At 62.8% G+C, this 11583-nt stretch carries 12 protein-coding genes; 6 read left to right on the top strand and 6 right to left on the bottom strand.

The features are described 5' to 3' along the window. Window positions 1-21 precede the first annotated feature (21 nt). Window positions 22-231, top strand: a complete 210-nt coding sequence (locus AC04SI_RS18110; protein ID WP_488474590.1) for a hypothetical protein — start codon at window positions 22-24, stop codon at window positions 229-231. 275 nt (window positions 232-506) lie between these two features. On the opposite strand, the gene AC04SI_RS18105 is transcribed toward AC04SI_RS18110, so the two are convergent. Then, window positions 507-1244: a FadR/GntR family transcriptional regulator gene (locus AC04SI_RS18105; protein WP_404284690.1), complete on the bottom strand. Its 738-nt coding sequence runs from the start codon at window positions 1242-1244 to the stop codon at window positions 507-509. 204 nt (window positions 1245-1448) lie between these two features. Next, a complete protein-coding gene (locus AC04SI_RS18100; protein ID WP_404284688.1) occupies window positions 1449-2228 on the bottom strand; it encodes a creatininase family protein in 780 nt (259 codons plus the stop codon). Window positions 2229-2428: 200 nt separating this feature from the next. Between AC04SI_RS18100 and AC04SI_RS18095 the strand changes: the two genes are divergently transcribed. The 5 genes from AC04SI_RS18095 (at window position 2429) to AC04SI_RS18075 (ending at window position 7054) form a co-directional block, all read left to right on the top strand. Continuing rightward, window positions 2429-3709: an ABC transporter substrate-binding protein gene (locus AC04SI_RS18095; RefSeq protein WP_404284686.1), complete on the top strand. Its 1281-nt coding sequence runs from the start codon at window positions 2429-2431 to the stop codon at window positions 3707-3709. Window positions 3710-3772: 63 nt separating this feature from the next. Beyond that, window positions 3773-4651: a carbohydrate ABC transporter permease gene (locus AC04SI_RS18090; protein WP_404284684.1), complete on the top strand. Its 879-nt coding sequence runs from the start codon at window positions 3773-3775 to the stop codon at window positions 4649-4651. Between the two features lies 1 nt (window position 4652). Further along, a complete protein-coding gene (locus tag AC04SI_RS18085) occupies window positions 4653-5540 on the top strand; it encodes a carbohydrate ABC transporter permease (protein WP_404284682.1) in 888 nt (295 codons plus the stop codon). Between the two features lie 4 nt (window positions 5541-5544). After that, window positions 5545-5970 carry a RidA family protein gene (locus AC04SI_RS18080; RefSeq protein ID WP_404284680.1) on the top strand — a complete coding sequence of 142 codons (426 nt, stop codon included), beginning with the start codon at window positions 5545-5547 and terminating at the stop codon, window positions 5968-5970. Between the two features lies 1 nt (window position 5971). Then, on the top strand, window positions 5972-7054 hold the full coding sequence (locus tag AC04SI_RS18075) for an ABC transporter ATP-binding protein (RefSeq protein WP_404284678.1): 1083 nt from the start codon (window positions 5972-5974) through the stop codon (window positions 7052-7054). A gap of 193 nt (window positions 7055-7247) precedes the next feature. Here the strand turns inward: AC04SI_RS18075 and AC04SI_RS18070 are convergent, their stop codons facing one another. Genes AC04SI_RS18070 through AC04SI_RS18055 form a run of 4 tightly spaced genes read right to left on the bottom strand, consistent with a single transcriptional unit; the run spans window position 7248 to window position 11515 of the window. Continuing rightward, a complete protein-coding gene (locus AC04SI_RS18070) occupies window positions 7248-8246 on the bottom strand; it encodes a substrate-binding domain-containing protein (protein ID WP_404284676.1) in 999 nt (332 codons plus the stop codon). Between the two features lie 43 nt (window positions 8247-8289). Continuing rightward, window positions 8290-9276: an ABC transporter permease gene (locus AC04SI_RS18065; protein ID WP_404284674.1), complete on the bottom strand. Its 987-nt coding sequence runs from the start codon at window positions 9274-9276 to the stop codon at window positions 8290-8292. After that, a complete protein-coding gene (locus AC04SI_RS18060) occupies window positions 9276-10790 on the bottom strand; it encodes a sugar ABC transporter ATP-binding protein (RefSeq protein WP_404284672.1) in 1515 nt (504 codons plus the stop codon). Before AC04SI_RS18060 ends, AC04SI_RS18065 begins: the two co-directional genes overlap by 1 nt. Then, a complete protein-coding gene (locus AC04SI_RS18055) occupies window positions 10790-11515 on the bottom strand; it encodes a GntR family transcriptional regulator (protein WP_404284696.1) in 726 nt (241 codons plus the stop codon). Before AC04SI_RS18055 ends, AC04SI_RS18060 begins: the two co-directional genes overlap by 1 nt. Between the last annotated feature and the right edge of the window lie 68 nt (window positions 11516-11583).

Raw genomic sequence — 11583 nt, 5'->3', positions numbered from 1 at the left:
GCGCTCTCCCGATCGCACAATTTGCTGACCCGCGAAAACTGGCACAGCGCCGGGTTGCTCGATGTCCTCCACGATGCACTTGAACCGTTCGGCGTCACCGATGGGCGGACCGAGCGCCTGGTGATTGCCGGCGACAACATCCGCCTCTCCGACAAAGGCCTCGCTGGCGCTTGGGATCGCCTTCAACGAACTCGCGACCAATGCGGTGAAATACGGTGCGTTTTCCAATGACAAGGGCTCGATCCGGATCGATTGGACGATCGAGCCGACCTCGGAGGGCCGCCGACTGAGAAGCCCTCTCTCCGACACCTGGAAGGCTGGAGATGCTCTGGCGGTACTGCAAAAAGCACAGCAAGCAACGGAAAGCTACTCGCTGACACCTGAAATCCCTGGCTTTCGCCCCTGAGCGGGTCCCATCTGATGCTGGACCCATCAATTCCGGCTGGTCGACGGCAGCGGCTTCAACAGAAACGGCGACCGATCGATCCCATCGGCTCTGTAACGGCTTACTGCCAGATGTTGACCGTGGCGAGCGAGCGCATTAGATGGTCGGAGACTAGCTGCTCGGCGCGCGTCGCATCGCGGGCGGCGATCGCGTCGACAATGAGCTGCAAGTCCTTGTGGGTCTGCTTCCGCACCGGCTCTGGCGCCGGCTTATCGGTGTTGCGGCCGTCGAAATGAACCGCCCGCCGCTCGTTCAAAATGCTGTTCATGATCTGCACCAGAAACTTGTTCTTCGTGCTGGCGAACATCTGCCGATGCAGCGCGTAGATGCTCTCCTTGAAATCCTCCCAACTGGGCGCGGAGACGATCTCGCCTAGGGTTCGCCGCATCTCAGAAATCTCGTCGTCGTCGACACGCGTCACGACGAGGTGCATCATCGCCGGCTCGAACAGCAGCCGACCTTCGACAATTTCGGCAAAAGAAGGGACCGCCTCATGGCTCGCGGCATTGGTCTGGTCCATTCGGCTGAAAACGTCGCGCGCATCGTCGGCCAGAAAAGTGCCGCTGCCGACCCGCCGGTGCACAAGCCCCTGCCGTTCCATCATGGCTAGAGCGCTGCGGACGGCGGTGCGGCTGGTCCCGAGCTGTTGGGCGAGCTCGCGCTCGTTGGGCAGTTTTGCACCGGGGACCATGAGGCCATCCTTGATGCCGCGCAGCAGCGAACGGTAGATGAGCGACGGCGTCGCCCGGTCGTTGGTGGTTATCGCCGTCAGTTCCGGCGATGCTGCGGAGTACGCCATCGAAGGTCAGGTCCCGTGAAACTCTTGGCAAGAAGCAGAATCAGTCAACACAAGTCAACCATTCGTGCGCAATCTGGAGCAATCAGCACTCGACATCAACGCGCAGGCCCGCTTCAACCGATGCAGACAGACGCTCGGCATAGATCAACGCATGACGCAGGCCGAAAGAGCCAAGCCCGATCACACCGACCTCGAGGCGCTGGATTATTTGGGCGATTCCGGAATCCGCCAGCCACGAAAATCCTCGATGAAGGCGCAGAGCGCGCCGACGACGGCTTCGAAGAAGGCCGAACCCGCCTCCGGGCTGGCGAGGAGAGGGTCGCCGAGCGTGCCCTTTGACGAGAGGTCCGCAAAATCATGATAGGTGCGGATCGCAGATGACCCCAAGAGATCGGTCGTCAGATACGGCGATCCAGGATCCGGATAGGTCGCGTCGGCCTTTTCGATCCTCACCAGATCGGGGCGCAGATGCTGGACCATCGCGGTCTCGAATTCGCAGGCATGGCCCATGCCGCCGGGCTCCGATCGCCTCAGTTTCGCGATCGCCTGACGTGCCAGATGGAAATAGGTGAGTGCGGCGATCCTGGCGGCCCCGTAGTGCCGATATCCGAGCGTGGACGCCAACAGATCGATGACGCCGGCATTTCCGCCGTGGCCGTTGACGATCAGGATGCGGCGGAAACCGTGCTGCACCAACGAGGCGACGACGTCCTCCGCCACCGCGATCAGCGTTTCAGCCCTCAACGTGACACTGCCGGGGAAACGCATGTGGTGCACCGAGAAGCCAAACCAGGGTGGCGGCAGCACCACGGCGTCGCGGGCTCGTTCCGCCGCCGCCAAGGAAACGGCATGGGCGAGCATGGTGTCGGTACCGAGTGGCATATGATTGCCGTGCTGCTCGACCGAGCCCAACGGCAGCATGACCACGGTGCGCTCCCGATCAAGCGATGCGACATCCGGAGAGCTCAGTTCTTCCCACCGCATTTGATCCATCTCCTAAAGTCGGACGGCGCATCATCGAAAATCCTGGCGCGCTTACGTCTCCAAAAGCCATTCAAATAGGTTGCAATTGATCCTGATCGGTTCATATTGTCCAACCACTGAGCCCTGAGTCAACGACCATTTGATGGTTGCGCCGGCGGATAAAGGCTCGAAGGTGCGCCGAGGCGAAGGGAGGAGTCTCGATGAAACTCTGTAAGCTGTTGACCGCTGCAGTGCTGGCTTCCAGCGCTTTCTTGACGAATCCGACCCTGGCCGAGGACATCACGCTGGAGTTCGTGGTCTGGAACTATTCCCTTGAAACCATTCAGGACAACGTCAAGAAGTTCGAGGCAGCCAATCCGGGTATCAAGGTAAAGGTCACCGACTACACCTGGCCGGACTATCAGGACAGCCTTGTCCTGCGCTTTCGTGGCGGTACACCCACCGACGTAATCTATGGCGGTCAGGATTGGTTGCCAGCCTGGGCCGCAGGCGGATTCGTGGCGCCGCTGGACGACATCGCGCCGGCAGGCGCGGTGGACGACCTGAAGAAGGACATTGCCGGCTTTGCGTTGAGCGACATGACCTACAAGGGCAAGCTCTACGGCCTTCCCTATTACGCCGATACGATCTCCTTCATCTATAACAAGAAGATCCTTGAGGATAAGGGCATCGCCGCGCCCAAGACCTGGGAGGAGGTAACCGCGGCTGCCGAAGAGCTCAAGGCTGGCGGCATGGAGCATCCGATTTCCTATGAATACAATCAGGAGCTCCCGAACTTCTTCGACGCCTTCGTGGCGCAGGCCTATGGCCGCGGCGCGCAACTCTTCGATGCCGAGCAGAAGGCCGCTTTCGACAATCCAGAGAACGGCGCCTACAAGCAACTGCAGTGGCTTGCCGACGCCTTCTCCAAGGGGCTGGTACAGCCAGAAACGCATGAGTCGAAGATCATCCTCGCGATGAACACCGGCCAGCACGCCTTCACCGTCGTCTTCAACTATGTGCTGGCGGCGATGAACAACGCGGCCGACCAGCCGCTCGCTGGCCAGTTCGCTCTGGCGCCTATGCCGGGTGAGGCGCACACCACGCTCGGCTTCTCGAAATTCTATGCGGTGACGGCGAAGACGGCGGCCGATCCGGCACGCGCCGAAGCCGCCTGGAAGTTCATCAACTTCATGGCCGGCAAGCCCTATACGGTCGCCAAGCGCTGGGCCGCAGAGAAGGGCCTCGGCTTCGGGCAGCTTCCGCTGTTCGAGGACCAATCGGTCATTGAAGCCTGGGGCAAATGGATCGACGTGCCGACGCTGAAGCAGCAGGTCGCGACGGCGCGGGCGGGGACCTGGACGGAGTGGGGCTCGCAATGGTCGGCCTATTTCCGCCCGCTGCTCGCCAAGGCCATGGTCGGCGAAGCTCCCGTAGAGCAGGTCATGAAGGACGGCGCGGAGCGCTGGAACCAGATGCGGGAACAGTTCGCCAGCCGCTAGGTCCGCGATAAAAGCGGCGAGTTGCCCGGCCGCTCGCCGTCCAACTGAAAAGCGGACCTGCCCATGTGGACCACGCAACGCTTTCCGGCCATCTGGCTCCTGCCGGCGCTGCTGCCGGTCGCGCTGATGACGATCTATCCGATCGCCTATGTGCTGTGGACCAGCATGCATTCGGTGCTGCTGCTTTTCCCCGACACGCCGTTTACGGGCATCGACAACTATGTCCGCGTGGTCAAGAGCGGTTATTTCCTCGATGCGCTTTACAATTCCCTGCTCTTCACCGCGATTGCCGCCCCCCTGGTAGTGGTGCTCGGCACCTTGACCGCCCTGTTCCTCCAGCGCCGGTTCTTCGGCTCGAAGATCGTCCGCTCGATCGTGCTCCTGCCCTGGGTGCTGCCTGGGGCAATCAGCGCGGTGCTGTGGATCTGGGTGTTCCATCCCAGTTTCGGCGTGCTCAACGGCACGCTGCGCGCGATGGGGGCGATCGACGGCTCCATTCCCTGGCTTACCTCGCCGAAGCTCGCGCTGATCTCAGTCGTGGTGGCGCATGTCTGGACTCAGATCCCCTTCGCCGTGGTGCTCATCATGGCGGCGCTTTCGGCCATCAATTCCGAGACCCTTGAAGCCGCAGCGATCGATTGCCGCAGTCCGGTCAGGCGTTTCCGCCATGTGATTTTTCCCGAGATCAAGTCGATGTTCGTCGTGCTTTTGATCTACAATGCCCTGGCGGCCTTCACGACCTACGACCTCGTCTACGCCATGACCGGCGGCGGGCCCGGCACGGCCACCACGCTGCTCTCCTTCCAGATCTGGAAGGAAAGCTTCTCGATGTACGACTTCGGCACGGGCTCGGCGGTCGCCTTCATCGTCGTGGCGATCTCCGCAGTGATGATCCTGGCGATCACCCGCGCGTTGCCGTCCGACCTGTTCGAGGGCGACTGAGATGCCAGGCCACCGCAATCCGCTGCTCACCTTCCTCTTCGCTGCGCTGATCCTGCTCTTCACCGGTGGGCCGGTGGCGCTTGCGCTCTATGGCAGCCTGGTACCGGACCGCATTCTGCTCGACCCCAACCGCAGCGTTCTTTCCGAGGGACCGAGCCTCGAAAGCTATCGCTATATCTTCACCGGCGAGTTGCCGGCATCCTACCGGCAGGCAAGCGCCAACCGCGCGATGATCTCGGACGCCGCGCGCCAGGTGCCGCAGAGCCTTGTCAATTCTTCGATCATTGCGTTGAGCGCAATGCTGCTCAACATGCTCCTCGGCGCACCTGCAGCCTTCATCTACGCGCGCCATGCATTTCCCGGAAAGAAGCTCAGCTTCATGTTCCTGATCCTGTCGCCGCTGGTTCCGGCGATAGCGCTGGTGACCCCGATCTACATGATGCTCGAGGGCCTGGGGCTGACCGGAACCCGGATCGGGATCATACTCGTCCACACGGCCAAGGCCCTGCCCTTCACCGTGCTGATCCTCTCCGTCTTCTTCCGCAAGATGCCGCAGGAGCTGTTCGAGGCTGCAGTCCTCGACCATTGCAGTCGTCTGCAGGCCTTCCTGCGCGTCGCGTTGCCGCTCGCCTTGCCGTCGATCGGCGCGACCGGCCTGTTTGCCTTCATGCTCTCCTATTCCGAATTCATGTTCTCCATGGTCTTGTCCGGCGACGCCGCCACCCGGCCGGTATCGGTGGTGATGGCTGCCCTGGCGCGCAACACCGATGTCTCGTGGAGCCTGCTCAACACGGCAATCTTCATCGCAATCGTTCCGACCCTGGTGCTGGTCGTCCTCGTATGGCGCTTTGTCGTCGAAGGCCTGCTCAACGGCTCGGTCAAGGGATAGCATCATGGACGAGACAATCGGTAACGAAGCGCTGCATCCGCTGAAGAGCCGCCCGCGCGGCGCGACCCAGCATGTAACCGCCGGGCCCTACTCGCCGGTGCTGCAGGTGGACGCCCGTCATCTCGTCGTCATTTCCGGCCAGGTCGCCGTCGATATGGACGGCAATGTCGTGGGCGATACGATCGAGGAGCAGGCCGCCGCGACGCTGCAGAACTGCGAAAGGCAGCTGGGCACCGCTGATTGCGGGCTGCGCGACGTCTTCAAGGTCAACGTCTATCTCGCCGACCTTCGCCATTGGGCGCGCTTCAACGCCCCCTGCGAGAAGGTAATTGTAGAGCCCCTGTCCGTGCGCACTGCCGTGCGGTCCGCTCTTCTCCCAGGCTTCCTGGTGGAGATCGAAATGTGGGCCGTCGCTGCGAAGGGGTCGTGACTTGGCGTCCGTCGAACTGAAGAACGTCTCGAAGACTTTTGGCCGTGTCGAGGCCGTGCGCGACGTGTCGCTGACCGTGCACGACCGCGAGTTCGTCGTCTTCGTCGGCCCCTCGGGCTGCGGCAAGTCGACTTTGCTCCGGATGATCGCCGGGCTGGAATCCGTCAGTTCGGGGGAGCTCAGCATTGGCGGCAAGCCGATGAACGCGGTTGCGGCGGCCGACCGAGGCATCGCCATGGTGTTCCAGTCCTACGCGCTGTACCCACATATGAGCGTGGCCGAGAATATGGGCTTTGCCCTGAAGATGCTTGGCACGGACAAGGCCGAGATCGACCGGAAGGTCGCGGAGACGGCGGCCATATTGCAGATCGAAGAGCTTCTTGCGCGCCGGCCGCGAGAGCTCTCCGGTGGCCAGCGGCAGCGGGTCGCGATCGGCCGCGCGATCGTGCGCAAGCCCGACGTCTTTCTCTTTGACGAGCCGCTGTCCAATCTCGATGCCGATCTGCGTGCGCAGATGCGTGTCGAGATGGCTCGGCTCCACAGGCAGCTCCAGACGACCATGATTTACGTGACACATGACCAGGTCGAGGCCATGACGCTGGCGGAGCGCATCGTTATCCTGGACAAGGGCCGGGTCGTCCAGGAAGGCGCGCCGCTCGATCTCCATGAGCGGCCGGCCAACCGTTTTGTTGCCGGCTTTCTCGGCCAGCCGAAGATGAACTTCCTGCCAGTCGACGTGGAACGGGCGAGCGACGGCGCCGGCTTTCGACTTACCGCGAACGGCCAGCTGCTCTTTTCCATTCGCGAACGCTTGCGCCTCCGGTCAGGCGAGGTTGCGGAGATCGGCGTGCGTCCCAACGCCATTTCGCTCGTCGACAATGAGGGCATCGCGGCGGAGACCGTCCTCGTCGAGCGGCTCGGCGGCACTAGCTTGCTCTATCTCAAGGTCGACGGCCTGCCCCAGCTCGTGACTGTGGAACTGCAAGGCAAACCGCCGATAACGATCGGCTCGTCTGTACGCTTCCGCTTCGACCCGGCCGACGCTCATGTTTTCGACGGTCAGGGGCGTAGCTGTAGGCTCTAGAAGATAATCGTACAGACAGCTCTTTCGGCTTTGCTCCAGATCGTCCGGCCGAGCTTCGTCAGCGGCGTCGCTATCCAGCCCCACGCGAGGGCGTAGATCCTGATTCCGTCCGGAGCTTAGGCCATCTCGAGTGACCTGGTCAGCGGTGTTATACCCCACCGGACCACGGAGGGTCCGCGGCCCGGCCCGTCGCTCAGTGCTTGAATTGAGCGACGTTATCCTTGGTGAGGCGCATCACGCCAGTCTCGACCTTTTCCGGCAAGGGGTTGACGCCGGCCGCCTTGTAGTCCGGCACGACCTTCATCCCGTCAGTGTTCAGCCAATGAAGCAGATGCACGGCGAGAAACGCTTCGACATAGGATTTTTGAACGACGGCACCGACGATGGTTCCGTCCTCGATGTAGGGAAGCATGTCGTCGTTCCGGTCCATGGCGACAATCTTGACCTGGCCTTGGCGGCCGGTCTCATTCACCGCAATGGCAGCACCTTTGCCGCTGTCGCCGTCGGTGCCGCCGATACCGACCACGTCAGGGTGAGCAAGAAGTGACTGGCTGTAGGCCGTGGGGGCATAAGACGGGTCCGCCTTGTCGTTGACCACATCGACCACTTCGATTTCAGGCGCGGATTCCTTGAAGTAGGCCTTGTAGCCTTCGACCCGCTCCAGAACCGAAGGCGCGGGGAACGAACCCAGGATCACCTTGCCTTTGCCGCCGATCGCCTCGGCAAGCATCTTGCCCCCGACCTTGCCGGCTTCGAGGTTCGAGATGCCGAGATACACGGCGCGTTTGGTGCCCGGCGCGTCGCCGATGATCATAGCGACCGGAATTCCGGCATCGACGGCGCGGTCGATTCCGCCCGCGAGTGCTGCGGCGTCGCCGGGAAAGATCAGGAGGCCGGCCGGCTTCCGCGCGATCAGCTCATCGAGTTGCCGTGCCTGGGCGGCGGTGTCGAAGTCGAGCGGGCCGGTAAAGCTAGTCTTGATGTTCAGCGATTTGGCGGCGTCTTCGAGGGCTTTGCGGTGGTCGACCCAGAACGGCACCTGCGTGACGCAGGAGAGAAACACGTATTCCATGCCCTCGCCCTGGGCGAGCGCTTCATCGCTGAATTGGGGTACGAGGCCGAGCCCCGTCCCGGCGAGGCCAATGCCGCCGAGCTTCATCAGGCTGCGGCGGTCGAGATCGAGTGTCGTCATCACTTTCCTCCCTTCTTCGATTGGAGCCCAATGGGCCCTTGGCTTACCCGTCGCCGCGGCGCACCAGCATGTCGAGCGCAACGGCCAGGACAAGAACGGCGCCGGTGACGATCATCTGCCAGTAGATCGACACGGCGAGCATGGTCATGGCGTTGTTGATCAAGGCGACGAAGATGACGCCGAGAAACGCGCCCAGGACGGTGCCCTCCCCGCCGCGCAGACTTGCGCCGCCGATCACGGCGGCTGCGAGCACCTGCAATTCGAGCGCGTTGCCGGCAGTAGGCGTACCGCTCATCAGCCGCGAGGCGAGGAGGATGCCGGCAAGCGCGGCGAGCAGTCCGCTCAGCATGTAGGCGAGTGTGCGGACGCGATCGACGGCCAAACCCGAGAGACGCGCCGCCTTCTCGTTCGCGCCAATGTAGTAGAGTTGCCGGAAGAAGCTTCCATGCCGCATGGCGAGGTCAAAGACGACCACCAGTGCGAGCGCAACCCAAAGAAGAAACGGCAGGCCGAGAATCTCGGCGCGGCCGGCCCACCCGAAGGCCGGCGGTAGATTGCTGAGCGAGAATCCTTCGGTCAGCACCAAGGCGATCCCGCGGGCGATCGACATCGAGCCGAGAGTGGCGACCAGGGGATTGACACCGATCCTGGTGACGACGATGCCGTTGGCAAGGCCGATGATGACGCCAAGAGCAAGCGCACCAAGAATCGCCAGCGGGATGGAGGCGCCGCTTAACAGAAGAAGCGCCGTCACGGTGCTCGCTAGCGCCAGCACGGAGCCGACCGAGAGGTCGAATCCACCAGAGACCAGGAGCACCGTCATGCCCACGGCGATGATCACGGTCGGCGCCATGCCGATGGCTATCGCACGGAAGTTCGCCAGCGACAGGAAGACCGGCGAAGCCAGCGACATTCCGACGATGATCGCAACGATAAGAACCAGGAGCGTCAACTCGCGCGTCTCGACGAAGCGCCGAAGGACACGGCTGCCGACACGCGAAGGCCACCGACCGACCTCGTCGACGCTCATCAGGCCGCCTCCCCTTCGCGTTTGTGACCGATGCCGGAGGCAAGAGCCATTACGCGCTCTTCCGTTGCCAAACGTGTCGGGAGATCGCCGACGATCTGTCCCTCTCGCATGACGACGATCCGATCGGAGATGGTGAAGAGCTCCGGGAGGTCAGAGGAGATCAAGAGAATCGCCTTACCGGCAGCAGCGAGGCGGCGGATTTCCTTGTGGATCTCCCTTTTCGCTTCGACGTCGACGCCCTTGGTCGGCTCGTCAATCACGACGATCGCCGGGTCGCTCGCAAGCCACTTCGACAGCATCAGTTTCTGCTGGTTGCCGCCGCTGAGTTTTCCAGCCGCCGCCGCAAGGCTCGGCACTCGTATCCGGAAGCGTTCGACCGCCCTACCCGCCGCCGCCGTCGCCGCCGCCCTCTCAATCCAACCGAGCCGCGCGAACCGACGAAGCGCAGTCACGACGAAATTATCGGTGACCGACATCGACAGGAACAGGCCTTCCGCTTTGCGATCGTCCGGCACATAGGCGATGCCGCGGGCCATCGCGTCGCGGAGACCACGCAGGCGCGTCGGACGGCCCTTGATCTCGATCGCAGTTCCTCCAGACGGCTGCCGCAGGCCGACGAGGCTGCGTGCAAGCTCGCTGCGGCGCGATCCCATCAAGCCCGCGAGACCGACGACCTCACCGAACCGTATTTCAAGCTCGAGATGTCGAGATTTGCCCATGGCTCCGTTGCCACGGACTGCAAGCGCCACCGGACCCGGCACGAGCGCCGACTCGGCTGCGAAGATTTCGAGGTTCCGGCCGACCATGGCGCGCACGACGTCGTCAATGGAAGTCTCCGGCACCGCGCGCGTGGTCATCCTTCGGCCATCGCGCAGCACGGTGACGCGGTCGGCGATCCGGAAGACCTCGGCCATGTGATGGCTCACATAGACGATGCCGATGCCCCGGGTCTTAAGCCGAGTGATGATGTCAAACAGCGCTGCGACCTCATCGGAGGTGAGCGCCGAGGTGGGCTCGTCGAGGAGAAGGATGCGAGCGTCGAGCGACAGTGCCTTGGCAATCTCGACAAGCTGGCGCGTACCCGCGGGCAAGCGGTCAACCGGGCGACCGACATCGATTTCGATGCCGAAGGGGGAAAGGATCTGCCGGGTCCGCTGCCGGAGCTCGCTCCAGCGTATGACCCCGCAGGCCGTCGGAGCTCGGCCGACAAAGACGTTCTCGGCGACCGTTAGGGCACCGGCGAGACTAAGCTCCTGGAAGACTGTGCTGATGCCGAGCGCCTGCGCTTTGGATGGGTCGTTAATGGTGACCGCCCGCCCGTCTATGTTGATCGTACCCTTGTCGGGCGCGACCACACCGGAGAGGATGGCGAGGAGTGTCGATTTCCCGGCACCATTTTCGCCGACAAGCGCATGCACCTCGCCCTGCCTCAGATCGAAATCGACGTCGTCAAGGGCCCGCGTCGTGCCGTACCACTTCGTGATGCCGCTGAGCTCGAGGAGCGGTGCCGCCATCAGCTCGCCTCCGGAATTCCTTTGTCCGCGGCGGCAATGTCCTCGATTCCGTTGGAATAGGTCTCGCGCGTCCGTCCGATATGGATATCCAGAACCGCTATCGTTGCGTCTGCGTCGCCACGCCGGATGGTGTCGAGCATCTGTCGATGCTCCTGGAACGACAGCTTCGTGTGTAGCGGCTTGCCGGCAAGGTGGGTCCGGAGCGCAGCGATCTTGCCGACATAGCGCGCATAGCTGTCGCGGAGATAGCTATTGCCGCAGTGCTCGAAGAAGGCCGCGTGATAGCGGGTGTCCAGGGACAGATAGAGCCGCCGGTCGCCCTGCCGCTGCGCGGCTGCCATGCCGCGCACGATGTCTTCAAGCTCCGCCGCGAAGCCATCGGGGCCGCGCGCGATGGCGAGCCTCAGCGCCGCCGTTTCTACCGCACTCCGGAATTCACAGATCTGATGAACCTCGCGAGCGCTCAGCGTGAAGACGAAGGCGCCGCGCTGCGGATAGATCAGCACCAGGCCCTCGGCGCGGAGCTGGGCGAGCGCCTCTCTGACGGGAGTCTTCGACACGCCGAGATCGTCGGCGAGCTGACGTTCAGAGAGAGGCTGACCCAACGTGAGGTCACCGTGGACGATCGACTCGCGGAGCTGGTGGAGCACGGTTTCCGCAAGCGATTTGGGTCGCTTGATCCTGGCGACGGGAAGCCGGCCGCTGATTTTGGTATTGCCTGCCATCTGCAAGGTGATATACCAGACACCAGAAAGTTCGGCAACAAGAAGCGGCTTCGCTGACGGCCCGTTAC

The sequence above is a fragment of the Mesorhizobium sp. CNPSo 4689 genome (assembly GCF_057784325.1).
Note: the sequence above shows the minus strand (reverse complement) of the source record. Positions and strands in the feature narration are given on the sequence as shown.